This window comes from Delftia sp. 60 (assembly GCF_002754395.1).
GTDB lineage: Bacteria > Pseudomonadota > Gammaproteobacteria > Burkholderiales > Burkholderiaceae_C > Comamonas > Comamonas acidovorans.
The window spans coordinates 1,644,522-1,669,368 of record NZ_PEFD01000001.1 but is presented as its reverse complement, the minus strand read 5'-3'; the positions used below and the strand labels follow the sequence as shown (position 1 = coordinate 1,669,368).

20 protein-coding genes and 1 other RNA gene are annotated in these 24,847 nt (G+C 67.7%); 4 read left to right on the top strand and 17 right to left on the bottom strand.

Going from position 1 to position 24,847, the window contains the following annotated elements; translation table 11 throughout:
* Nucleotides 1–3: 3 nt before the first annotated feature.
* From mraY to dapF, 15 genes are all read right to left on the bottom strand, one after another.
* Nucleotides 4–1,182, bottom strand: coding sequence for a phospho-N-acetylmuramoyl-pentapeptide-transferase (mraY, locus tag CLV01_RS07500; protein WP_012203397.1), 1,179 nt, complete (start codon nt 1,180–1,182; stop codon nt 4–6).
* Entirely contained in the window at nt 1,173–2,588 is a 1,416-nt protein-coding gene (locus tag CLV01_RS07495; protein ID WP_099734625.1) for a UDP-N-acetylmuramoyl-tripeptide--D-alanyl-D-alanine ligase, read from the bottom strand. The genes mraY and CLV01_RS07495 overlap by 10 nt, the downstream gene beginning before the upstream one ends.
* Entirely contained in the window at nt 2,585–4,114 is a 1,530-nt protein-coding gene (locus CLV01_RS07490; protein WP_096915172.1) for a UDP-N-acetylmuramoyl-L-alanyl-D-glutamate--2,6-diaminopimelate ligase, read from the bottom strand. The genes CLV01_RS07495 and CLV01_RS07490 overlap by 4 nt, the downstream gene beginning before the upstream one ends.
* Nucleotides 4,111–5,859 (bottom strand): peptidoglycan D,D-transpeptidase FtsI family protein, encoded by a 1,749-nt coding sequence (locus CLV01_RS07485; protein WP_013804112.1) that lies wholly within the window; start codon nt 5,857–5,859, stop codon nt 4,111–4,113. The genes CLV01_RS07490 and CLV01_RS07485 overlap by 4 nt, the downstream gene beginning before the upstream one ends.
* Complete coding sequence (gene ftsL / locus CLV01_RS07480; RefSeq protein ID WP_012203393.1) at nt 5,856–6,140, bottom strand: cell division protein FtsL; 285 nt, start codon at nt 6,138–6,140, stop codon at nt 5,856–5,858. Before ftsL ends, CLV01_RS07485 begins: the two co-directional genes overlap by 4 nt.
* A gap of 37 nt (nt 6,141–6,177) precedes the next feature.
* Complete coding sequence (gene rsmH / locus CLV01_RS07475; RefSeq protein WP_012203392.1) at nt 6,178–7,107, bottom strand: 16S rRNA (cytosine(1402)-N(4))-methyltransferase RsmH; 930 nt, start codon at nt 7,105–7,107, stop codon at nt 6,178–6,180.
* A gap of 15 nt (nt 7,108–7,122) precedes the next feature.
* Nucleotides 7,123–7,551 (bottom strand): division/cell wall cluster transcriptional repressor MraZ, encoded by a 429-nt coding sequence (gene mraZ, locus CLV01_RS07470; protein ID WP_012203391.1) that lies wholly within the window; start codon nt 7,549–7,551, stop codon nt 7,123–7,125.
* A 368-nt stretch (nt 7,552–7,919) separates the two neighbouring features.
* Nucleotides 7,920–9,212 (bottom strand): ATP-dependent protease ATPase subunit HslU, encoded by a 1,293-nt coding sequence (gene hslU, locus CLV01_RS07465; protein WP_099735286.1) that lies wholly within the window; start codon nt 9,210–9,212, stop codon nt 7,920–7,922.
* 143 nt (nt 9,213–9,355) lie between these two features.
* Nucleotides 9,356–9,901 (bottom strand): ATP-dependent protease subunit HslV, encoded by a 546-nt coding sequence (gene hslV, locus CLV01_RS07460; RefSeq protein ID WP_012203389.1) that lies wholly within the window; start codon nt 9,899–9,901, stop codon nt 9,356–9,358.
* 124 nt (nt 9,902–10,025) lie between these two features.
* Complete coding sequence (locus CLV01_RS07455; RefSeq protein ID WP_180288368.1) at nt 10,026–11,807, bottom strand: STAS domain-containing protein; 1,782 nt, start codon at nt 11,805–11,807, stop codon at nt 10,026–10,028.
* A gap of 45 nt (nt 11,808–11,852) precedes the next feature.
* Nucleotides 11,853–12,347, bottom strand: a complete 495-nt coding sequence (dksA, locus tag CLV01_RS07450) for an RNA polymerase-binding protein DksA (RefSeq protein ID WP_012203387.1) — start codon at nt 12,345–12,347, stop codon at nt 11,853–11,855.
* Between the two features lie 531 nt (nt 12,348–12,878).
* Nucleotides 12,879–13,994 (bottom strand): CobW family GTP-binding protein, encoded by a 1,116-nt coding sequence (locus CLV01_RS07445; RefSeq protein WP_013804115.1) that lies wholly within the window; start codon nt 13,992–13,994, stop codon nt 12,879–12,881.
* Nucleotides 13,995–14,128: 134 nt separating this feature from the next.
* On the bottom strand, nt 14,129–15,220 hold the full coding sequence (locus tag CLV01_RS07440) for a tyrosine recombinase XerC (protein WP_099734627.1): 1,092 nt from the start codon (nt 15,218–15,220) through the stop codon (nt 14,129–14,131).
* A gap of 14 nt (nt 15,221–15,234) precedes the next feature.
* Nucleotides 15,235–15,948, bottom strand: coding sequence for a DUF484 family protein (locus tag CLV01_RS07435; RefSeq protein WP_012203384.1), 714 nt, complete (start codon nt 15,946–15,948; stop codon nt 15,235–15,237).
* Entirely contained in the window at nt 15,945–16,805 is an 861-nt protein-coding gene (dapF, locus tag CLV01_RS07430; protein WP_013804117.1) for a diaminopimelate epimerase, read from the bottom strand. Before dapF ends, CLV01_RS07435 begins: the two co-directional genes overlap by 4 nt.
* 115 nt (nt 16,806–16,920) lie before the next feature.
* On the opposite strand from dapF, the gene CLV01_RS07425 reads away from it, so the two are divergent.
* The 4 genes from CLV01_RS07425 (at nt 16,921) to CLV01_RS07410 (ending at nt 23,444) form a co-directional block, all read left to right on the top strand.
* Nucleotides 16,921–18,591, top strand: coding sequence for an MBL fold metallo-hydrolase (locus CLV01_RS07425; protein WP_099734628.1), 1,671 nt, complete (start codon nt 16,921–16,923; stop codon nt 18,589–18,591).
* 63 nt (nt 18,592–18,654) lie between these two features.
* Nucleotides 18,655–19,398, top strand: a complete 744-nt coding sequence (locus tag CLV01_RS07420) for a pseudouridine synthase (RefSeq protein ID WP_012203381.1) — start codon at nt 18,655–18,657, stop codon at nt 19,396–19,398.
* A 421-nt stretch (nt 19,399–19,819) separates the two neighbouring features.
* Nucleotides 19,820–20,815 (top strand): FecR domain-containing protein, encoded by a 996-nt coding sequence (locus CLV01_RS07415; protein ID WP_257221228.1) that lies wholly within the window; start codon nt 19,820–19,822, stop codon nt 20,813–20,815.
* 154 nt (nt 20,816–20,969) lie between these two features.
* Nucleotides 20,970–23,444 carry a TonB-dependent siderophore receptor gene (locus CLV01_RS07410; RefSeq protein ID WP_099734630.1) on the top strand — a complete coding sequence of 825 codons (2,475 nt, stop codon included), beginning with the start codon at nt 20,970–20,972 and terminating at the stop codon, nt 23,442–23,444.
* 44 nt (nt 23,445–23,488) lie between these two features.
* On the opposite strand, the gene rnpB is transcribed toward CLV01_RS07410, so the two are convergent.
* An RNA gene (rnpB, locus tag CLV01_RS07405) (RNase P RNA component class A) lies at nt 23,489–23,921 on the bottom strand.
* Between the two features lie 56 nt (nt 23,922–23,977).
* Complete coding sequence (locus CLV01_RS07400) at nt 23,978–24,772, bottom strand: AraC family transcriptional regulator (RefSeq protein ID WP_043780839.1); 795 nt, start codon at nt 24,770–24,772, stop codon at nt 23,978–23,980.
* Nucleotides 24,773–24,847 lie beyond the last annotated feature (75 nt).

Here is a 24,847-nt window from a genome sequence, read left to right as displayed (position 1 = left end):
CACTCACCTCAGCTTCAGCGTGGACAGGCCCAGCAGGCACAGCAGCATGGTGATGATCCAGAAGCGGATCACGACCTGGGTCTCCTTCCAGCCACTCTTTTCGAAGTGGTGGTGCAGCGGCGCCATCTTGAGCAGGCGGCGGCCCTGGCCATAGCGTTTCTTGGTGAACTTGAACCAGGTGACCTGCAGCATCACCGACAGCGCCTCCACCACGAAGATGCCGCCCATGATGGCCAGCACGATTTCCTGGCGCACGATGACGGCAATGGTGCCCAGCGAGGCGCCCAGCGCCAGCGCACCCACGTCGCCCATGAACACCTGGGCCGGGTGGGCGTTGAACCAGAGGAAGGCCAGGCCCGCGCCGGCCATGGCCGCGCAGTACACCAGCAGCTCGCCCGAACCCGGGATGTGCGGGAACAGCAGGTACTTGGCGTAGCCGGCATTGCCGGTGACGTAGGCGAAGATGCCCAGGGCCGAGCCCACCATGATCACGGGCATGATGGCCAGGCCGTCCAGCCCGTCGGTCAGGTTCACGGCATTGCTGGCTCCCACGATGACCAGGTAGGTCATGATCACGAAGCCCAGCACGCCCAGCGGGTAGCTGACTTCCTTGAAGAAAGGCACGAGCAGGCCCGCCTTGGGCGGCAGGTCCAGCGCAAAGCCGGACTGCACCCAGGTGACGAACAGCTCGAAGACCTGGGCATTGGAGTTCTCGGAAATGCAGAACACCAGGTACAGCGCGGCCAGCAGGCCGATGACGGACTGCCAGAAATACTTCTCGCCCGAGCGCATGCCTTCGGGGTCCTTGTTGACCACCTTGCGCCAGTCGTCCACCCAGCCGATGGTGCCAAAGCCCAGCGTGACCAGCAGCACGATCCAGACGAAGCGGTTGGACAGGTCGAACCACAGCAGCGTGGAAACGGCAATGGACAGCAGGATCAGCGCCCCGCCCATGGTGGGCGTACCGCTCTTGGCCAGATGGGTCTCCATGCCGTAGCCGCGCACGGGCTGGCCGATCTTGAGCGAGGTCAGCATGCGGATCAGGCGCGGCCCGGCCAGCAGTCCGATGACCAGGGCCGTGAGCGCGGCCATCACGGCGCGCATCGTGAGGTACTGAAAGACGCGCAGAAAGCCGAACTCGGGGGACAGGCCCTGCAGCCATTGGGACAGCATCAGCAGCATGCGGCCTCCTTCTTGCAACCGTCATCCTTGCCGGCCGCCTCGACCGCCTGAACCACCTGCTCCATCTTCATGAACCTCGAACCCTTGACCAGAATGCTGCCCACCTCGGGCAGCGCGGCACAGGCTGCCTGCTGCAGCGAGGCCATGTCTTCAAAATGCCGCGCACCTGCACCGAATGCGGTGGCGGCGGATGTGCTTTGCGCACCCAGCGTGAACAGCCGGGCAATGCCCAGGCTGCGCGCCAGCGCGCCAGCCTCGGCATGGAATTGCGGCCCCTGGTCGCCGACCTCGCCCATGTCGCCCAGCACCAGCAGCTGGGGAGCGGGCAGTTCGCGCAGCACCTCGATGGCTGCGGCCACCGAGTCGGGATTGGCGTTGTAGCTGTCGTCGATCACGGTGACCGTGCGGCCCTGCACCGAAACGCCCAGTGCGCGCGAGCGGCCCTGCACGGGCTCGAACACGCTCAGGCCGCGTGCAATGTCGGCCAGCGGCACACCGGCTGCCTGGGCGCAGGCCGCAGCGGCCAGCGCATTGCGCACGTTGTGGCGGCCGGCAATGTGCAGGCGCACCGGGGCCTCGCCCTCGGGCGTGACCAGGGTGAACTGCCAGGCATCGCCCAGCCACAGCGCATCGCGCGCATGGACCTGGGCGCCATCGGCAGACTCGCCGAACAGCAGGCACTGGCGCGCAGCGGCCAGCTCGCGCCACAGCGGCGTGTAGGTGTCGCCGGCCGGGAACACGGCCACGCCATCGGCGGGCAGGGACAGCAGCACGCTGCCGTTCTCGCGCGCCACGGCCTCGACCGTGTGCATGAATTCCTGGTGCTCGCGCTGCGCGTTGTTGACCAGGGCCACCGTGGGCTGGCCGATGGCGGCCAGCTCGGCAATCTCGCCGGGATGGTTCATGCCCATCTCCAGCACGGCCACGCGGTGCTGGGCGGTCATGCGCATCAGGCTCAGCGGCAGGCCGATGGAGTTGTTGAAGTTGCCGCGCGTGGCCAGGGCCGCCTCGCCCGCATGGGAGAGCAGGATGGAGGCCACCATCTGCGTGACCGTGGTCTTGCCGTTGCTGCCGGTGACGGCAATAAGCGGCAGCGCAAAGCGCGCGCGCCAGGCCGTGGCCAGCGCGCCCAGGGCGGCCAGCGAATCGGGCACCTCGATGCCGGACAGGCCTGCGGCCTCCAGGCCGCCATGGGCCAGGGCTGCGGCAGCGCCGGCCTCGCGGGCCTGGGCCAGGAACTGGTTGGCATCGAAACGCTCGCCCTTCAAGGCGACGAACAGATCCCCGGCCTGCAGCGTGCGGGTGTCGGTGTGCACGCGCGTGAGCACGGCCTGGCCGTTGCCGACCAGCCGTGCCTGGGGGATATGCGACTGGATCAGCTCCAGCGCTTGTTGCAAGGTCATCATGACCGCTTCTTTCCTTCGCGGGCCGCCAGCGCCTTGTGCGCCTCGGCCATGTCGGAGAACGGATGGCGCTGGCCCGCCGTCTCCTGGTAGTCCTCATGTCCCTTGCCGGCGATCAGCACCACGTCGCGTTCGCTGGCGTGCGCAATCGCCTGGGCGATGGCCGCTGCGCGATCGGCCTGGGACTGCAGGTTCTCGCCCGGCTGCATGCCGGCCAGGATCTGGTCGATGATGCGGTCGGGCACTTCGCTGCGCGGGTTGTCGCTGGTGACCAGCACACAGTCGGCATTCTTCTGGGCGGCCTGCCCCATGAGCGGCCGCTTGGTGGCATCGCGGTCGCCGCCGCAGCCGAACACGCACCACAGCCGGCCACGGCGCTGCTCGGCGGCCGGGCGCAGGGCGCGCAGGGCCTTGTCCAGCGCATCGGGCGTGTGGGCGTAGTCCACGGCCACCAGCGGCTGGCCGGGCTGGACGATCTGCTGCATGCGGCCAGGCACGGGCTCCAGGTGGGCGCAGGCCGCGACGGCCTGGTCCAGGGTCAGGCCCAGGCAGCGCAGCGCGGCCAGCACGCCCAGCAGGTTGGATACGTTGTACTGGCCCACCATGCGCGTGTGCATGCGCAGGCTGTGGCCGGCCTCGATCACGGTGAAGCTCAGGCCCTCGGCACCCAGCGCAATGTCCTTGGCCTGCAGGCGCGCCGCGCCTTCGATGGAAATGCTCCAGACGTCGAGCGCGGCAGGCTGCTTGCGCGACTGCAGCGTGGCCCACAGGCGTGCGCCATGCGCGTCGTCCACGTTGACGACGGCGGCCTGCAGGCCGGGCCAGTCGAACAGCGCGGCCTTGGCATCCCAGTAGGCCTGCATGCTGCCGTGGTAGTCGAGGTGGTCCTGCGTGAAATTGGTGAACAGCGCCACGCGGATGCGCGTGCCGTCCAGCCGGTGCTCGACGATGCCGATGGACGAGGCCTCGATGGCGCAGGCCGCCAGGCCCGCATCGGCGTACTCGCGGAACGCGCGCTGCAGCCGCACCGGGTCGGGTGTGGTCATGCCCGTGGATTCCATGGCGGGCGGAATGCCCACGCCCAGCGTGCCCACCAGGGCGCAGCCGCTGCGTTCCTGCAGCTTCACCTGGGCCAGCGCGTGCGCCAGCCACCAGGCGGTGGTGGTCTTGCCATTGGTGCCGGTCACGGCCAGCACGTCGATCTGGGCGCTGGGATGCTGGAACCACTGGTCGGCGATCAGGCCCGTGGCGGCCTTGAGGCCGGGCAGCGCCGCGATGTGCTCGCCGGAAAAACCGAAGGCTTCGACACCCTGCGCTTCGACCAGGCAGGCCATGGCACCGCGCTCCAGGGCCGAGGCCACATGGGCGCGGCCATCGGTGGCCGCGCCGGGCCAGGCGATGAAGGCGTCGCCGGGCCGGACCTTGCGGCTGTCGGTCTGCAGCGTGCCGCTGCCTTGCAGGCGGGCGGCCAGCCATTGGACAGCCTCGGTGGCCGTGGACAGCACCCGCAGGGCTTGGGAGGAGCTCATAGCGAGGGCTCCTCCACGGGGTTGGCGACGATCAAGGGCTTGACTTCCATATCGGGCTGCACGCCCATCAGGCGCAGCGTCTGCTGCACCACTTCGCTGAACACGGGTGCCGCCACGGTGCCGCCGTAGATGGTGCCGGCACTGGGCTCGTCCACCATCACGGCGACGATGATGCGCGGGTTCTCGATGGGCGCCATGCCCGTGAACCAGGCGCGGTACTTGCCGGCGGCATAGCCCTTGCCCTGCTGCTTGCGGGCCGTGCCCGACTTGCCGCCCACCGAGTAGCCGATGGTCTGGGCGCGCTGGCCCGTGCCGCCGGGGCCGGCCGCCAGGGCCAGCATCTTGCGCACCTCGTTGGCCGTGCGCGGAGAGAACACGGGCACGCCCACGGGCGGCTCGTCGGTCTTGACCATGGTGGCCGGGATCACGCGCCCGCCATTGGCGAAGACGGTGTAGCTGCGCGTCATCTGCAGCAGGCTGGCGGACAGGCCGTAGCCATAGCCCATGGTGGCCTGCTCCACCGGCCTCCAGGTCTTGTAGGGACGCAGGCGACCGCTGGCGGCGCCGGGGAAGGAGATCTGCGGCTTCTGGCCGAAGCCCACGGCCGAGAAGGTTTCCCACATTTCCTTGGCCGGCATCTGCAGCGCGATCTTGGTCGTGCCCACGTTGCTGGACTTCTGGATCACGCCGGCCACGGTGAGCAGGCCGTAGTTGTGGGTGTCGGAAATCGTCGAGCCCGTGACGTTGACGCGGCCCGGCGTGGTGTCGATGGGCGTTTCCGGCTTGAAGCGGCCCGACTCCAGCGCCAGGCCGATGGTGATGGGCTTCATGGTCGAGCCGGGCTCGAAGGTGTCGGTGATGGCGCGGTTGCGCAGCTGCTCGCCCGTCAGGTTCTTGCGCTTGTCGGGCACGTAGCTGGGGTAGTTGGCCAGGGCCAGCAATTCGCCGGTGTGCGCATCCATGACCACCACGCTGCCCGCCTTGGCCTTGTGCGCGATGACCTGCTCCTTGAGCTTCTGGTAGGCGAAGTACTGGACCTTGCTGTCCACGGACAGCTGGATGTCGCGGCCGTCCTGAGGGGGCACTTCCTCGCCCACGCCCTCGACCACGCGGCCCAGGCGGTCCTTGATCACGCGGCGCGAGCCGGGCTTGCCGCCGAGCTCCTTGTCGAAGGCCAGCTCCATGCCTTCCTGGCCATGGTCTTCCACATTGGTGAAGCCCACGATGTGGGCGGCCGATTCGCCTTCCGGGTACTGGCGCTTGTATTCCTTGCGCTGGTAGATGCCCTTGATGTTGAGGGCATGGATCTGCTGGCCCACGTCCCAGTCGAGCTGGCGCTTGATCCAGACGAAGGTCTTGTCCTCGTCGGCCAGCTTTTCCATCAGCGCGGGCAGCGGCATCTCCATGAGCGCGGCCAGCTGCTTGAGCTTGGCCTTGACCTCGGGGTCGTCCTGCTCGACATCTTCGGGAATGGCCCAGATGCTGGCGGCCGGCACGCTGGAGGCCAGGATCAGTCCATTGCGGTCCAGCAGGCGGCCACGGTTGGCCGGCAGCTCCAGCGTGCGCGCGAAGCGCACCTGGCCCTGGCGCTGGAAGAAGTCGTTGCCGAACACCTGCACGTAGGCTGCGCGCGCGCCCAGGCCGACAAAGCCCAGGCCCAGCATGGCCACGATCATCTTGCTGCGCCACAGGGGTGTCTTGGACGCCAGCAGCGGACTGGAGGTGTAGAGCACGCTGCGCGTCATGGAGCCACTCCGGTGCGCGCATCGTCATTGACGTACTGGGCGATGGCCGGCGTGGCCGGCTTCATCTGCAGGCGCTCGCGCGCCATGACCTCGATGCGCTGTGGCGTGGCCTGGGCGCGCTTTTCCACCTGCAGGCGCTGCTGCTCGGTGGCCAGGCGGCGCGATTCGGCCACGGCGCGGTCCAGTTCGGTGAACAGGCGGCGCGATTCGTACTGGTTGTGCACCAGGAAGATGGCGCTGGCCATCACCGCCAGCAGCAGCACGAGGTTCAGGCGCAGCATGCCACGCCCTCCTCTTGCGCCAGACGGTGCATGCGTTTCATGCAGGCACCCCGGTGCGGCGGGCCACGCGCATCACGGCCGAGCGCGAGCGCGCGTTGGCGGCGACCTCGGCCTCGCTGGGCTTGATGCGGCCCAGCGCTTCAAGGCGCATGGGCGTGGGCACGGCAAAGGGTGCGCGCCGGTCATAGACTTCCTTGGAGTGCTTGGCGATGAACTGCTTGACGATGCGGTCCTCCAGCGAGTGGAAGCTGATCACCACCAGGCGTCCGCCCGGCGCCAGCACGCGCAGGCTGGCCTCTAGCGCCTGTTCGAGCTCTTCAAGCTCGGCATTGATGAAAATCCGAAGAGCCTGGAATGTGCGTGTCGCTGGGTTCTGCCCAGCCTCGCGGGTCCGGACCGCGCCAGCCACGAGCTCGGCAAGCTCCGCGGTGTTGCGAAGGGGCCCCTGGCTTTCGCGCCGAGCAACAATCGCCTTTGCAATGGGGCCAGCAAACCGTTCTTCGCCGTAGTCACGTATCACCTCCGCAATCTGCTGGGCATCGGCTTCCGCCAGCCAGTCCGCCACGCTCTGGCCGCGCGTGGTGTCCATGCGCATGTCCAGCGGACCCTCGAAGCGGAAGCTGAAGCCACGCTCGGGGTTGTCGATCTGGGGAGAGCTCACGCCCAGGTCCATCAGCACGCCCTGCACGCTGCCGGCCGGCAGCTCGCTGAGGTGGCGAAACCCTTCGTGCCGAATCGAAAAACGCGCATCGGTGATGCGCGCTGCCTCTTCGATCGCGTCCGGGTCCTTGTCGAACGCCAGCAAGGCCCCATCCGGCCCCAGCCGCTGCAGGATGCGCCGGGAATGCCCGCCTCGCCCGAAGGTCGCGTCCACCCATTGCCCGGCAACGGGCTGTGCGGCGCCGTCCAGCAGCGCATCGACGGCCTCGTCGAGCAAAACGGTGATGTGTTGCAACGGCTGATTCAAGAAAACGCCTCTTTCCTAGAAAGCAAAATCCTGGAAGGCCGCAGGCATTTCTTCCTGCATGGCCTTCGCTTCATGTGCCTCATAAGTGGCCTTGTCCCACAGCTCGAAATGGTTGCCCATGCCCAGCAGCACGACCTCCTTGGTCAGACCCACGGCTTCACGCAGCTCGGGCGACACCAGCACGCGGCCGGTGGCATCCATGTCCACGTCCATGGCGTTACCCAGGAAGATGCGCTTCCACCACTGCGCCGACATGGGCAGCTGCGCGATTCGCTCGCGGAACTGCAGCCACTCCGTGCGCGGGAACAGCATCAGGCAACCGTGGGGATGTTTGGTGAGGGTGACCTGGCCCTGGGCCATGGCCACAAGGGCGTCACGATGCCGGGTCGGCACAGACAGCCGCCCCTTTCCATCGAGATTCAGCGAGGACGCCCCTTGAAACACGGTCAGTCACCCCGGTCGGTTGGAGCCATCGCGTCCCGGAAATCGGGGCACAAAGGCAACTTTCACCACTTAATTGCACTTTTTTGCACTGTAGCAGCAATTTGGTGTTTCACAACCCGGGAATGGACAATTATTTGCAATGAAATCAACAACTTAGAAGCCGAATGCAATGTGAGTGGTGACAAAAATCCCTGGCTTTACAAGTACTTAGAGGACTGACTGCAAGTGATCTCTCAAAGCCTGCACGCAATTGCAACGATTCAATTCGCTGGCGACCGGTTGCAACTCGGGCAACCCTCCTACAAAAAGTGACTGCCCGGCAATGCGGGCAGTCACTTCGGTGGCGGCTGCGCGGCAGCCGGCCCATTTCAGAGGATGAAGCGCGAGAGGTCTTCGTCCTGGCTCAGGGACTGCAGACGCTGGTCCACGTAGGCCGCATCGATGGAGATGGTCTGGCCGGACAGATTGGCCGCGTCGAAGCTGACCTCGTCCAGCAGGCGCTCGAGCACGGTGGACAGGCGGCGCGCGCCGATGTTCTCGGTGCGCTCGTTGACATCGAAGGCGATGCCGGCGAGCCGGGTGATGCCTTCGGGCGTGAATTCCAGCGTGACGCCTTCGGTGGCCAGCAGCGCCTGGTACTGCTTGACCAGGGAGGCATGGGTCTGGGTGAGGATAGCCTCGAAGTCCTGGACCGACAGCGAGTCCAGCTCCACGCGGATCGGGAAGCGCCCCTGCAGCTCGGGGATGAGGTCGCTGGGCTTGGACAGGTGAAAGGCGCCCGAGGCGATGAACAGGATGTGGTCGGTCTTGACCACGCCGTACTTGGTGGAGACGCTGGTGCCTTCGACCAGGGGCAGCAGGTCGCGCTGCACGCCCTGGCGCGAGATGTCGGAGCCGCTGGTTTCCTGGCGCGTGGCCACCTTGTCGATCTCGTCGATGAAGACGATGCCGTTCTGCTCGGCATTGGCGATGGCACGGGTGCGCACGTCTTCCTCGTTGACCAGTTTTGCCGCTTCCTCGTCGGTCAGCAGCTTCATGGCCTCGGCAATGCGCAGCTTGCGCGTCTTGCGCTTTTCCTGGCCCATGTGGCTGAACATGCCACGCAGCTGCTCGGCCATCTCTTCCATGCCCTGGGGGCCCATGATCTGCACCTGGGGCGGCGCGTCGGCGACATCGATCTCGATTTCCTTGTCGTCGAGCTGGCCCTCGCGCAGCTTCTTGCGGAAAACCTGGCGTGCCGTGTTGTCGGCGGCCACCTCGCCGCTGCGGGCCTGGGGCACGAGCACGTCGAGGATGCGGTCCTCGGCCGCGTCTTCGGCGCGCAGGCGCAGCTTCTTCATGTCGGCCTCGCGCGTCTGCTTGACGGCCACCTCGGCCAGGTCGCGGATGATGGCATCCACGTCCTTGCCCACGTAGCCCACTTCGGTGAACTTGGTGGCCTCGACCTTGATGAAGGGTGCATCGGCCAGCCGCGCCAGGCGGCGCGCGATCTCGGTCTTGCCCACGCCTGTGGGACCGATCATGAGGATGTTCTTGGGCGTGATCTCCTGGCGCAGGCCGTCGGCCACGTTCTGGCGGCGCCAGCGGTTGCGCAGCGCGATGGCCACGGCGCGCTTGGCGCCAGCCTGGCCGACGATGTGGCGGTCCAGTTCGGAGACGATCTCCTGGGGGTCATGGCAGAGGACATGGTGTGTATTCGATGCATTGCGCCGCCAGCCCCGTTGCCTGGCCGCTGGCGACTGTGAGTTTCAATGCCGTGCGTTTCGATCGCCGGCCTGCTGGGCAAGCCGGCGCCGCGCGGGTGTCAGAGCGTCTCGACCGTGTGGTGCATGTTGGTGTAGATGCACAGCTCGCCGGCAATGGCCAGCGACTTGCGCACTATCTCCTCGGCCGACAGCTCGGTATTGGTCAGCAGCGCCTTGGCCGCAGAGTGCGCGTAGGCGCCGCCCGAGCCGATGGACACGATGCCCTGCTCGGGCTCCAGCACGTCGCCGTTGCCGGTGATGATCAGCGAGGCCGATGCGTCGGCCACGGCCAGCATGGCCTCCAGACGGCGCAGCACGCGGTCGGTGCGCCAGTCCTTGGTCAGCTCGATGGCTGCGCGCGTCAGGTGGCCCTGGTGCTTTTCCAGCTTGGCCTCGAAGCGCTCGAACAGCGTGAAGGCGTCTGCCGTGGCGCCGGCAAAGCCGGCAAGCACCTTGCCGTGGTAGAGCTTGCGCACCTTGCGCGCGGTGCCCTTGACGACGATGTTGCCCAATGTGACCTGGCCATCGCCGCCGATGGCGACCTGCACGCCTTCGGGGGTCTGCCGGCGCACGCTGATGATGGTGGTGCCGTGATACTGTTCCATAGCGGTGCCAGATGAGGGCGAAGGCGGCCTTCTCAAGGGTCTGCTCAAAGAATGCCCACGCGCTCTTCGCGGCGGGTGCGCCGTCCTGCCGGAAGGGGTGTGGCGCAGCCGCCGCGCGGCAGGATCAGTCCCGCCGTGGAGTGACCTGCGCGTGCTCCTGGATGCCGATCACGTTGAAGAACACCGCCACCAGCTGGTGCAATTGGCCGAACTGCAGCACATGGCCCAGCGACTGCATGTGGGCAGCCCAGTTGAGCACGGAGCCGGCTGCCGCAAAGTCCATGCGCACCAGTTGGGTGCAGTCGATGAACACGGGCTCGCCCAGGCTGGCCCCCTCCTGCACCGGGTCCAGCCAGGTGGAGGCATCGCCTTCAATGGTGCCGGCCAGCGCAAATCGCACGGCGTCCGCCGTGGCAGCAACGCCTGCCTGCAGGGGCGCATCCGCGCCCTCGGTTTCGATGGCTTGCGTCAGGCACTGGCAGACCGGGTCCACCCACGAGGGAGGCGAGACCTCATAGGTGACGCAGTAGTCCAGCGCCACCAGCTCGAAATCATCCTGCCGGTTCATCAAACGCAGCACCGCCATGCGCAACCGCCACCACAGCGTATCCACGCTGGAATCGCCCGAGGGAGCCAGCGTGCCCAGCAGCGCCAGCAGCCGGTCCGCATTGAGCAGCACGAACACGCCCTGCGAGCCCGCCCATTGCTGCAGCAGCGCCTCCAGGGGCGTGGCCGCCGCATCGTCGATGCCGGCCACTGCAGCCCAGTCCAGGCTCCAGGGGCTGGAAGCCTTGGCCTGGGAGGCCTTCAGCGCCGTCACGGCACTCGGCGTGATCTGTGCAGGTGCGCTCCAGCGCCAGCCACGCCCGGCCGCTGCGCCCGGCATGGACACCACGGGGGCGGTGCGCTGTTGCGGCATCGCAAACCATTGGGGAGCGGAGCGGCCGAAGCGCGCCGCGAATTCGATGCCCGCCTTGTCGAACTGCAGCGGGCGGTCGGCCGCGCGGTACAGGTCCAGCAAGGCCAGCCAGACCGGCAGCTGCGCGGGAACATCGCGCCGGTCGATCAGCTCCAGCATGCCCTGCTCGGCACCATCCACATCGCCATTGGCAAAGAGGATGGCCGGCTCTTCCAGGTCGGGATCGTGCTCGAACACCACGAAGCAGGGCGGCACCATGTCCATGGGCTGCGGCGGAGAGACCTCGGTGGCCGCGAAGGCCGGCAGGAAATCGGTCGCCCCCTCCAATGGCCGCAGGGGACGGGCCATGGGCATGGGGTCAATGATGGGAGCCGTCGAGACGGAGGGCACCTGCGGCGCAGGCGCCAGGCTCATGGGTAGGGTGGTGGCAAAGGCCGCCACGTCGCCGGCCGAGGCAATGGCCGGCGGCACCACGTCGCTGAGCATGGGAATCTGCCCAGACGGCGGCGGCTGCTTGCGAAACGAGGCCGGAGCGGGGTTGCCGCCCGCAGGCAGCGCCATGGGAATGGTGGTTGCATCGGCCGCCTGCTTGCCCCGCCACCATTGCTGGGACATCTGGGCCTCGATCTCGTCGATCTTCTTGAGCGTGACGGCGCGTTCACCGGAGGATTTGGAGCTCAGCAGGCTGCTGAGAAATTGCGAGCCCTGCGCGGCGGGGCCGGGCACACCGACCGGTGCGCTGCCCGGCCTGGAGGCCTGTTGCAGCTCGGCCTGGCGCAGGCGGCGCAGCTGGTCGAACTCGCGCTTGCGCACGAAATCGTTGCGGCGCTTGCGCTCGATCATTTCCTTGAGCGCCTGCTTGCTGTACTGGCTTTCCTGCTCCCCGTCCAGGCCGTCGAGGTCGGACCAATTGACCGTAGGGTGGCGCACAAAGCGCACCACCTTGGACAACAACCCCCCCGATTTGCTGCTCTCTTCTTTTGCCATGGCGAGTCAGATTAGCACCGACGGCCTGCAGGCCGTTGCTGCAACTCAATCCCCATACATCTTCTGCTTGAGCTCACGGCGCTGCTGGGCTTCCAGCGACAGCGTGGCCGTGGGGCGGGCCAGCAGACGGCCCACGCCGATGGGCTCGCCGGTCTCGTCGCAGTAGCCGTAGTCGCCTGCGTCGATGCGTGCAATGGATTGCTCGATCTTCTTGAGCAGCTTGCGTTCGCGGTCGCGCGTGCGCAGTTCCAGTGCATGCTCTTCCTCGATGGTGGCGCGGTCGGCCGGATCGGGAACCACCACGGTGTCCTCGCGCAGGTTTTCTGCCGTCTCACCCGCGTTGGTGTGCATGTCGTGCTTGAGAGTGAGCAGCTTGAGGCGGAAGAACGCCATCTGCTTCTCATTCATGTATTCGTCATCCGACATGGCCAGCACTTCGGCATCCGTCAGTTCTTCCACCGACTTGGTCTTCCAGGCATTGGCCAGCTTGGGGTCTCGTTTCGTCGATCCCGACGAAGGCGTTTGCGTAGTGGTAGGCATAGTGTTGGTTTCGCTAACTTAGTCCGCGCCGAGGGCTTCGGACGGGGCCATGGATGGTACTGTCAATCGGGGCGCCCGGGTCGAATGCCGTGTAGGACAGCCGATCGCCGCAGTTGCGGAACCTGCCGGCTTCCCCGTGCGACGGGGTGCGGCAATCCAGGCCGTGCGGCGGCCGTGCGTGCAAAGAGCCCTTTTGCGGTCAGCAAGGGACACCAGGTCGGCAACGCCGACCGCAGTGCGGACCGCGGCCTTCTGGCTTGCAGCCGGGGCCGGTGCGGCCACTGACGGCTTCTTGCTGGATTCGGCGCTCACTTGCTGTCTCCTCACGGTATGGGCGACCCCTGCGGGGCAGTCCATTGGGCTTGGGGGCTCTCTTCAGGGGCGCGATTGTATCGATGCTCTACAGGAGCGCAAGCCGTTGCACATACCCCACAGGAATGCAAAGGGGCCGCCCACGCATGCGGGCGGCCCCTGTGTCATTCAGATGTCAGCAAAAAGCCATCCGATTGCCCACAAAGGTTCACAAAAAACTCAGACCAGGCACTGCTCCAGGCCCTGCAGGAAGATGTCCTGGGGCAGGTCGATGCCAATGAAGACCATCTTGCTCTGGCGCTTTTCGCCCTCGGCCCACTGCGGTCCCAGGTCGCTGCCCATGAGCTGGTGCACGCCCTGGAAAATGACCTTGCGCTCCGTGCCCTGCATGTTCAGCACGCCCTTGTAGCGCAGCATGCGCGGGCCGTAGATGTTGACGATGGCGCCCAGGAAGTCCTCCAGGCGGGCAGGGTCAAAGGCACGGTCGGCACGGTAGACGAAGCTCTTGACGTCGTCATCGTGGTGATGGTGGTGCGGATGCTTGCAGTGCTCGCCGTGCTCGTGGTCATGGGCGTGGTCGTGCCCGCAGTTCTCGTCGTGCTCATGGCCATGGTCGTGGCCGCAGTGCTCGTCATGCTCATGCTTGTGGCCATGGTCATGTCCGTGGTCGTGGTCGTCTTCCTTGAGGAAGTCGGGATCGATGTCCAGCTTGGCATTGAGGTTGAAGCCGCGCAGGTCGAAGACTTCGTTCAGGGGCACTTCGCCGAAATGCACGGCGCGGATGGGCGCGCGCGGGTTCATGTGCTTGAGGCGGTGGATGAGCGCGTTCTTCTCGTCCTCGCTGACCAGGTCGGTCTTGGACAGGAACAGCTGGTCGGCAAAGCCCACCTGGCGGCGCGCCTCCTGGCGATCATCCAGTTGCTGGTTGGCGTGCTTGGCATCGACCAGGGTGAGGATGGAGTCGATCAGATAGGTCTCGGCGATCTCGTCGTCCATGAAGAAGGTCTGGGCGACGGGGCCGGGATCGGCCAGGCCCGTGGTCTCGATCACGATGCGGTCGAACTCCACCAGGCCCTTGCGGCGCTTGGCGGCCAGCAGCTGCAGGGTTTCGCGCAGGTCTTCGCGGATGGTGCAGCAGATGCAGCCGTTGCTCATCTGCAGGATCTGCTCCTTGGACTCCGTCCTGAGGATGTCGGTGTCGATGTTCTCTTCGCCGAACTCGTTCTCGATCACGGCGATCTTCATGCCGTGGGACTCGCTGAGCACGCGCTTGAGCAGCGTGGTCTTGCCCGAGCCCAGGAAGCCGGTGAGGATGGTGACGGGAATCAGTGCCATGGGATTGCTTTCAGAAAATTCAGCAAAGGGAAGCGGCAAGGCCCGTCCACCACGGACGGGCCTTGTCGAAAAGACGTTCCGAATAAGTTTAGCGAGCCTGTCAAGTGCCGTTTTGCCAGAGGGCTTGGCCTTTTTTATCGGAGGCCGCCCTTTTCATCGCTATCGCCATTGCCATCGCCACTGTCGCTGCCGTCCCCACTCTGGCGCCGCGCGCGTGGGTGGGCGCTCTCGTAGGCCTGGGCCAGATGCTGGAAATCCAGGCGCGTGTAGATCTGCGTGGTCGAGATGCTGGCGTGGCCCAGCAATTCCTGCACGGCGCGCAGGTCGCCGCTGGACTGCAGCATGTGGCTGGCAAACGAATGCCGCAGCACATGGGGATGGACGCCGGCCGACAGGCCGGCCTGCTGGCCGCGCTGGCGCAGCCGCGCCCAGACCGACTGCGCGCCCAGGCGTTCGCCGCGCCGGCCAATGAACAGCGCCGGCTCCTGCCGCGCCGCCTGGGCCGCCGCGCCAGCCAGGCCCGTCGCCCGCAAGGCCAGCCAGCGCTGCAGCGCCTGCAGCGCGGCGGCGCCCACGGGCACGGTGCGCCGCTTGCCGCCCTTGCCCTGCACATGGGCATCGGCGGCCTGCAAATCTATCCAGCCACGGCCCTGGCGCTGCGTGTCCTGGCCGGGCGCCACGTCCAGGCCCACCAGCTCGCCCACGCGCAGGCCGCAGCTGTAGAGCAGCTCGATGATGGCGGCGTCACGTGCCTCGATCCAGGGGTCGGCGTCGGCGTTGCTGAAGGCGGCCAGCTGCACGGCGTCATCCACGCCCAATGCCTTGGGAAGGGGTTTGGGGGCCTTGGGACCGCGCACGCCCTCGACGGGATTGAAGGGCACCAGCGATTGCTGGGCCGCCCAGCGGAAGAAGCTGCGCCAGCCAGACAGGATGAGCGCAATGCCGCGCGGGCTGCGGCCCCGGGAATGCATCTGGGCCACGAAGCGGCGGATGTGGGCGGGCTGCAGCGCCAGCAGCTCCTGGCCGGCGTCGCGGGCCATGGTGCAAAGCCGGGCCATGTCCAGCGCATAGAGTGCGCAGGTGCGGTCGGCCAGGCGCTTTTGCACGCGCACATGCTCCAGATAGGCATGGACGGCGGCGGGGAGCATCGCCAGGTTCTCTGCCGCCAGATCCTCTGCCGGAAGATCGCCTTCCGGGAGCCCGTCCCTGTCCGATGCTCCCGGCATGGGCTTTCAGCCGGTCAGCCGCGCGCCAGGGTCAGCGGCACGGGCCGCATGCGCGACAGGGCCGCGCTGGCCAGGGCCGAGATGCGCGAGAGGAATTCCGTGCCCATGGTGGCCTCGAAGCGCAGCGGATCGGGAGACCCCAGCACCAGCATGCCGAAGGCATTGGCCGGGTTGATGCTGTCGCCGTCATGCAGCGTGAGCAGGGCCAGGGACTGGGCCGCATCGGGATCGACCAGCCAGCCGCCGGGCTCGAAGCCCATGTTGGGGCCGCAAAACGGCATGGTCAGCGACGCCGCAAAGGATTTGGCGTCCTCGCTGACGCCCATGGTGTAGATGCTGCTGGTCTGGGCGCCGGAGACGTTCCACAGGCGCAGGGCCACCTGGGGCACCTCGAAGACATGCTGCAGGCTGGCCGTGAGCGCGTGGGGCAGCTCGCGCAGGTCCTGGACCTTGGCCAGGGCGCAGCTCCAAGCATGCAGCTTGTCGCCGATGGAGGCGTTCTCGCTGCTGTGGCGCATCATGTCCATGATGCGGTGCTCCAGGCCCTTGATCTTCTCGCGCAGCATCTCGGCTTGGCGTTCCTGCAGGCTGACGGTGCGCGGGCTGTGGCTGCTGACCAGCTGCACACGCGCGAGCATCTCGGCGTGGCGCTCGAAGAATTCCGGATGGTTCAGCAGGTAGTCGGCAATCGTCTCTTCGGTGACGGCGATATCGGTAGTGCTGTTCATGGCTGGTCGGGAACCTCGATCTGTCCTTCAAAAACAAACTCTGCGGGGCCGGTCATGCGCACCGCGCCGCCGTCCCACTCGATGGTCAGCCGGCCGCCGCGGGTGTGCACATCGACGCGCGCGTCGAGCAGCCCCCAGCGAATGCCGGCCACCACGGCCGCGCAGGCGCCCGTGCCGCAGGCCAGCGTCTCGCCGGCACCGCGCTCGTAAACACGCAGCCGGATCTGGCCGCGATCGACGATCTGCATGAATCCCGCATTGACGCGCTGGGGAAAGCGCGCATGGCGCTCGATCAGCGGGCCCCAGGTGGCCACGGGGGCGTGGTCCACATCGTCCACCAGTTGCACCGCATGCGGGTTGCCCATGGAAACGGGGGCGATCCAGACCGTGGCCTCGTCGCCCAGCTGCAGGGGCCATTGCTGCGCCGCACCCAGCGGGCGGGGCACAAGGTCTGCACTATTGAAGGGCACCAGGGAGGGCTCCAGCACGGGCTGGCCCATGTCCACGGTGACGCGGCCATCGGCATGCAGCTCGGGGGCGATGAGGCCGGCCAACGTCTGCACGCGGATGACGGACTTGCCGGTCAGGCCCTTGTCGTGCACATAGCGCGCAAAGCAGCGCGCGCCATTGCCGCACTGCTCGACCTCGCCGCCGTCGGCGTTGTGGATCACATATTCGAAATCGATGCCTTCGGCGGGCGAGGGCCGCACCGTGAGGATCTGGTCGGCGCCCACGCCGAATTGGCGATGGGCGAGGAAGCGGTACTGGGCTGCGCTCAGGCCCAGCGGGCCGGCGGTTTCGTCGAGAACCACGAAATCGTTGCCAGCGCCCTGCATCTTGGTAAAGCGGATCTGCATCCGGCGATTATCCCCTGCACGGCAGCCTCATGGCGCAATCCGGGGCCATGCCCCGCAGCAGTACTTGCGTCTCTTGCGCAACAGCGGCGGGCGGGCCAATCCGCATAATGCCCCCATGACCCGCCCCAGCCAGCTCCTGCACCCCCAGCGCCAGCCCGTAGACACGCTCAAGGCCTCCACCGTCCTGCTGCTGCGCGACCGCGCCGATGGCCAGGGGCTGGAGGTGCTGATGACAAGGCGCTCGCCCAAGGCCAGCTTCGTGCCCAGCGCCTATGTCTTCCCGGGCGGCGGCATCGAGGCCCAGGACGCGGCCGAGGCCGCCCATGCCTGCGCCAGCACCCGCCCCGCCCAGGCCGGCGACGGGCTGCGCATCACCCAGGCCATCGCCGGGCTGCGCGAGACCTTCGAGGAACTGGGCATTTTGCTGGCCCACGACGTCCAGGGCCGGCCGGTATCTGCCGCCGAACTGGCCACGCTGGACCGCAAGGCGCCGCTGGTGCCCCAGTGCGAGGCACGCGGCCTGCGCCTGGCCGTGGATGCGCTGTGGTACCTGGCCCACTGGACGGCCGACCGCGACCAGCCCCGGCGCTTCGATGTGCCCTTCTTCGTGGCGCGCATGCCCGAAGACCAGGAGCCCGACGCCGACGGGTCGGAACAGTTCGAGCCCATCTGGGTGCGCCCGCAGGAAGCGCTGGAGCGCCACCGCGCGGGCAGCTTCCCCATGATCTTTCCCACCATCCGCACGCTGGACCGGCTCAGCCGCTTCACGGGCACCGAAGCCGTGTTCGCCGCCCTGCAAGGCGAGCAGCCGCTGTGGCAGTGCTGCCCGCGCACCGGCTTTCTCAATGGCAAGGAAGCCCGCCACATGGAGGACGAGGCCCCCTTCGGCGAGCTGGAAATGGTCTGCCCGGACGGCCAGATCCTGCACACGCTGGACTGGCAGAGCGAGCGCGCCGTGCCACTGCGCAAGAACCTGCTGCGCCTGACGGCACCCAACCCCGGCGTGATGACCGGCCCCGGCACCAACAGCTATCTGGTGGGCGATGCCGCCACGGGCTACGCCGCCATCGACCCCGGCCCGGCCGATGCCGCCCATGTGCAGCGCCTGTTCGATGCGGCGGGCGGCGACATACGCCACATCCTGTGCACGCATTCCCATGCCGACCACTCGCCGGGCGCCGCGCTGCTGCAGGCGCTGGCGGTGCAGGCCGGCAGGCCCAGGCCCGCCATTGGCGGCCTGCCCTCGGCGCCCACGGCCCGACCGGCCAGCCGCTTCACCCCCGACTACGCACTGACCGACGGCCAGCGCATCGTGCTGCAGGATGGGCAAGGCGGCACCACCCACACCCTGCAGGCCGTGTTCACGCCCGGCCATGCGGCCAACCATGTGTGCTTTGTGCTGGAGGAAGACGCCCTGCTGTTCAGCGGCGACCACATCCTCAATGGCAGCACCACCATCATTGATCCGCCTGACGGCAACATGCGCGACTACATCGATTCGCTGGACAGGCTCGACGCGCTGTGCGCCGCGCACGATGCGCGCTTCATCCTGCCGGCCCATGGCTATGTGCTGGGCTTTGCGCGCCAGGCGATCGCCAAGCTCAAGGCCCACCGGCTGGCGCGTGAGGCCAAGGTGCTGGCCGCCATGCAAAAACAGCCCGACGGCAGCGTGCAGGACTGGGTGCGGCTGGCCTATGACGACGCCCCGCCCCAGCTGTGGCCGATTGCCGAGCGCTCGCTGCTGGCGCATGTGGAGCGCATCCGTGCGCTGTGCGGGCGGCAATGACCAGCAATGACCGGCAATGACCGACGACGCGCGCGGGGCCTGGTATCTGGTTAAGCTGCGCGCATGTCTGAATCTGAAAGCGTTCGCCTGGCCAAGCGCCTGGCCGAACAGGAACAATGCTCGCGCCGCGAGGCCGAACTGCATATCACCGCCGGCAACGTCCAGGTGGACGGCAAGGTCGTGCAACTGCCCGAGACGCGCGTGCGCCCCGAGCAGCAGGTCACGCTGCGCAGCGGCGCCCAGCCCGAGGCCGTGCCACCCGTCACCCTGCTGATGAACAAGCCTGCGGGCTACACCCAGGGCCGGCCCTATGGCCGGGTGCGCAGCGCCCACTCCCTGCTGGGCGAAGCCAGCATGGCCCAGGTGGACACGCCCATGCCGCTGCTGGTGCTGGCCCAGCACTTCAAGAACCTGGAATCCTTCCTGCCCCTGCCGCTGCCGGCCAGCGGCCTCATCGTCTACACCCAGGACAAGCGCGTGGCGCGCAAGCTGGGCGAGGAAGGCATGTGGCTGGAGCAGGAATGCATCGTCGGCGTCGAGGGCCAGATCCACGAGGACGGCCTGGAGCTGATGAAGGCCGGCCTGCCGATCGGCAAGCGCCAGCTGCCGCCCTGCCGCGTGAGCTGGCAGAACGAGAACCACCTGCGCTTTGCGCTCAAGGGCATCGCGCCCGACGAGATCGACGCCATGTGCACCGAAGTGGGCCTGCGCGTGGTCAGCCTGCGCCGCCTGCGCATTGGCCGCCTCTCTCTGGCCAAGGTGCCCGAAGGCCAGTGGCGCTACCTGATGCCCTGGGAGCGGTTCTAGGCCGGCATTGCCGGGTGCGCGGCGGGCAGCACATTCGGCAAATGAGAATCATTTCATAGAATGCGGGATTCCCGTGCTGCCTTCGGGCCTCCCGCATGCCTGCGCCCGCCTCTTCCTCTTCTTCCCTGCTGAGCACCTTCCAGGACAGCTACCACGAGCTGGTGCGCTTCGTGGCGCGCCGCGCCGGCCCGCAGGCCGCGCGTGACCTGGTGCATGACGCCTGGATACGCCTGGCCGAACGCCAGCGCGGCGAAAGCGATGCGCCCGCCGCGCCGGACAGTCCGCCAGGCGCCAGCCGCGCCTATCTCTACGCGGTGATGGAGAACATCGCCATCGACCACCTGCGGCATGGCCAGCGCACGGCCGAGCGCTTTGACACCAGCGCGAGGGAAGGCGAGCCGCCCTCCCCCTCAGCCCCGATGTGGCCGACACCCATTCCTACCGCCAGGCCCTGGCCGGGGTCGAAGGCGCCCTGGCGCAGCTGCCGGCGCGCTGCCGCGACATCTTCCTGGCCGACCGCATCGAGGGCGCCTCGCATGCCGAGCTGGCCGAGCGCCACGGCGTCTCGGTCAAAACCGTGGAACGCGAGGTCATGCGCGCCATGGACAGCGTGGAAGCCTCGCTGCGCCGCTGGCGCGGAGACACCGCCGCACCCGCACCACGCACGGGCCGCCGCCGCGCCCTGTCCACCCTGCTGGGGATGGCGGGCCTGGGTGTCGGCAGCCCGGCATTGTGGCTGGCCTGGCGCCAGTGGATGCCGCAGTACCAGGTGCGGCTGGCCACGGCCACCGGCCGCCTGCTGAACCAGCCCCTGCCCGACGGCAGCAGCTTGACGCTGGACGCCGCCAGCCGTGCCGAGGTGGACTTCTACGCCACGCGCCGCCAGGTGCGGCTGCTGGCCGGCAGCGCCTTCTTCGCCGTGGCGCGCGACACGGAACGGCCCTTCGTGGTCCAGGCGGCGGACGTACAGGTCACCGTGCTGGGCACGCGCTTCGAGGTGGCGCTGGAGGACGATGCGGTGCTGGTCGCCGTCGATGCGGGCCGCGTGCAGGTGCGCGACGGCAGCGGCGCCCGGCATGAACTGGGCGCAGGCCAGATGCTGCGCCTGGCGCCAGGCCAGACGGCCGCCGTGCAAACCGTTGCGGCAGTGGCCGCCTGGCGCGAGGGCTGGCTGGACTTCCAGAACACGCCGCTGGCCGAGGTCGCCCGCCGCCTGGAGCGCTACAGCCTGCAGCCACTGCGCGTGGAGCCCGACGCCGCCGCCCTGCCCGTGCTGGGGCGCGTGCGCATTGCGGCGGCCCAGGGCTGGCTGCGCATGCTGCCGCGCACCCTGCCGGTCAGCGTGCAGGAAGAGGTGCAGGAAAAGGAACAGGGCCCGGGAACCGGGCGCACCCTGGTCATCCGCCGCCGCAGCTGATGCGCCGATGCGCCCATGGCCCCGGAATGCACGGCACATGCGCACCAGGCGTGAGGGAATGTCTGCGCCCGTTCGTATAGGCATGAGGACCCGGGAACGCGACGCATTCGCAGCCCGGGAATCGCCATTGCCCAGATCCGCCACGGGACCTTCCATGTCTTCATTCCCCTCCAAGCCTTCCCGCCTTGCCCGCCACCATGCCGTTGCGGCGGCCATCGCGCTGCTGGCCCTGCAGCTGTCTCCAGCCGCTCTGGCTCAGGCAGCACCGGCCCCGGCCACGGCCGCCAGCACCGACTTCCACATTCCCGCCCAGCCGCTGGACCAGGCGCTGGCCCAACTGGCCCGCCAGGCTGGCCTGCAGCTGCTGGCCGCGCCTGAACTGGTGCAGGGCCGCCGTGCGCCCGCCGTGGAAGGGCGCCTGAGCACCGCCGCCGCCGTGGCCCGGCTGCTGCGCGGCAGCGGGCTGGAGGGGCATGTGAGCCAGGGCACGCTGGTGGTGGAAAAGCCCGCCGGCACCGTGGCCCTGCCCGAAGTCACGGTGTCCGCCGTGGGCGAGACCACGACCACCGAGGGCTCGGGCTCCTACACCACGGGGCTGATGAGCACCTCGACCAAGCTGCCGCTGTCCATCCGCGAGACGCCCCAGTCCCTCACCGTGGTCACGCGCCAGAAGATGGACGACCAGGGCATGCTGTCCATCGACGACGTGGCCAACAGCGCCACCGGCATCACCATCAACCGATGGAGCGACGACCGGGCGCGCTATTTCTCGCGCGGGTTCGTGATCGGTTCCTTCCTGCAGGACGGCGTGCCCGTCTCGTATGAAACCGACACCTCCACCTACGACACCATGGCCATGTACGACCACGTGGAAGTGGTGCGCGGCCCCACGGGCCTGATGACGGGCGTGGGCGACCCTTCGGGCACGATCAACTTCGTGCGCAAGCGCGCGCCGCGCACCACCCAGCGCTCGGTCACCCTGCGCGGCGGCAGCTGGAACCAGGCCGTGGGCGAGCTCGATGTGGGCGGCGCCCTCAACGAGGACGGCTCGGCGCGCGGGCGTGTGGTGGCCTCGGCCCAGTCGCGCGACCACTTCATCGATGGCTACAGCAGCCGCCGCCAGCTGCTGTACGGCACCGCCGAGTTCGACCTGGGGCGCGACACCACGCTGAGCGTGGGCGGCTCCTATGTGAACGAAGACAACCCCGGCTCGCAATGGATGGGCGTGCCCATGGGCTTCGATGGCTCCTTCCTCGACATTGCGCGATCCAGGCGTTTCTCGCCCTCCTGGAGCAAATGGGACAAGAAGGAGGTCAGCCTGTTCGCCGACCTGGAGCACCGCTTCGACAACGGCTGGAAGGCCAGGCTGGCCGCGCGCGCCCTGCAGGCCAAGTCCGCGCTGGACGGCGCCTACCTGGTCTCGGGCGGCCTGGACGACCAGGGCCGCACGCGCTACGACGTGGCCGGCGGCCTGTACGACTACGACAAGCGCCAGCTCAGCCTCGATGCCTCGGCCCAGGGCCCCGTGCGCCTGTTCGGCCGCGAGCATGACCTGGCCTTCGGCCTCAGCCGACGCACCATCCGCTGGAGCGACCAGGGCTACAGCTACCTGTCGCCCACGGGGGAATGGCTGATCGCCAATGGCGTCGATCCCTATACCTGGAACCCCGACTCGCTGGACCGCTCCGGCCTGCTGGCCGAAGACCTGTGGACGCGCCGCCAGAAGACCACGCTCACCTCGGCCTACGCCACGGGCCGCTTCCTGCTGGCCGAGCCACTGAACCTGATCGCCGGCGCGCGCCTGGACTGGTACGACTTCACCAACGTCCAGCGCCAGGGCAGCTGGAGCCGGGAGCGCGAATTCAGCGAGAAAGCCCATGCCACGCCCTATGCCGCGCTGACCTATGACATCAGCAAGACCTACTCGGCCTATGCCAGCTACACCAGCATCTTCCGGCCGCAGGATTTTCTGGATGTCTCGGGCAGCATGCTGGCGCCGGTGGAGGGCCGCAACTTCGAGCTGGGCCTCAAGGGCAGCTACCTGGACGAGCGCGTGAACCTGGCCGTTGCCGTGTTCAACACCACGCAGGACAACCTGCCCCAGGCCATCGCGGACATCAACTCCTGCACGGTGAAGACCAATTGCTACCGCTCGGTGGGCAAGGTCAAGAGCAAGGGGCTGGACGTGGACATCAGCGGCGAGATCCTGCCGCGCCTGAACGCCGGCCTTGGCTATACCTTCACCCAGGCCGAGATCGCCAGCGACAGCACCGAAGGCGCCAAGGGCGCGCCCTATGCCAGCTACACGCCGCGCCACCAGCTCAAGCTGTCGGCCATGTACCACCTGGGCGGCGAGCTGGGCGCATGGCGCGTGGGCGGCGGCCTGCGCTACCAGAGCCGCACCACCTCCGAGTCGCTGACCAGCGCCGAGGGCTATGCAATCCGCCAGTCCGCCTATGCCGTGGCCGACCTGGTCATCGGCTATCGGGTGAACCGGCAGCTGGACCTGCAGATGAACGTCAGCAACCTGTTCGACCGCCGCTATTTCGAGACCCTGGGCACGAACAACGGCGGCAACTATTTCGGCGTGCCGCGCAGGCTGCTGCTGACGGCCAAATACCAGTTCTGAACCGCCCATGAAAATGCCCCGCCGGTGGCGGGGCATGAAAGAAAGTGTGAAGCGCGCCGATAAGCCGGATTCTGTGCACGCGGTTGCCCGCATGTGACCGCCATTAATCTGGGCCGGGCGTCGCCGCCCGGCTCGGTGCTACCTACCCGCACACTCCGGGGGCCCCGTCAACGTGTGCCTACTTGGTATTGCTGCGCGTAGAGATTGCCCGTTTCACCCGGGGACGCGTTCCGCGTCCCCGGGTGGCTATGGGGCCCAGGCTTTCGCCTGGGCGTCTGGCTTGCGCCATCCGTCGCCAGCTTGCGCTGGCACCCCATAGAACACCAAGTTGGCGGCACATGTCCCCGACTCGTCTCTGTTGCTCTGATCCTCACCTCACGGTGGACAGCCGTTAGCTGCTACGCTGCCCTGTGCAGTCCGGACGTTCCTCCAGTGCCGTGTTTCCACGATTGCACCAGCGGCGGTCTGGCGTGCTTCACGGGCGGCATTATCTCGCGGCTTGGGCCGGGCTGCAGGCAGATGGCGCAACAGCCTCACGGCGGCATGCAGAACTCGCGGCGGAATTGTTCGGGTGAGGTGCCGGCCTCGCGCTGGAACATGGCGATGAAGGCCGAGGGCGTGCTGTAGCCCAGGTCATAGGCGATTTGCTGCACGCTCAGGCCGGCCTCCAGCGCGTCGATGGCCAGCAGGTAGCGCATGCGCTGGCGCCATTCGCCCAGGCCCATGCCCAGCTCGCGCTGGCAGTGGCGTGCCAGGGTGCGCTCGGTCATGTGCACGCTGGCGGCCCATTGGGCCAGGCTGCGGTGGTCCTCGGGCGCAGCGCGCATGCGGGTCAGCACTTCGACCAGGGCCGGGTGTTCAGCGGCCGGCAGATATCCAGGCTCCACGGGAACGGCCCGCAACTGGTCGTAGAGCACACGGGCCAGGCGCAGGTCGGCGTCGGTGGCGGGAATGTGCACGTCGCGCACGGCAAAGTCGGCCAGGATGGCCTTGACGATGGCGCCGATGCGCATGGAGCACGGCTGCGCCGGCAGCTCCCTGCACAGCGCAGGCGCCAGGTAGACCGAGCGGTAGACCACGGCGTGCGCCACATGGCAGCTGTGCACCACGCCAGGCGGCACCCAGACGCCGTACTGCGGCGGCGAGACCCAGTGCTGGCCTGCCGTGTCCATGCACATGCTGCCGTGGGGCGTGTAGTTCAGGTGGCCCCAGCTGTGGCTGTGCGGCGGCACCTCGGTGTCGGCGCCGAATTCGTCGTAGCGGAAGTAGTACTCGCCCGGCACATCCTCGACGTTCTGGATGTGCATGGGCTTGCTGGGACGGGGCATGGCGGATGGTCCGGGTTGCGCTATCGATTGTCCGAAACCAGGGATGCACTCCAAGTCGGACAGAACGATCATAGG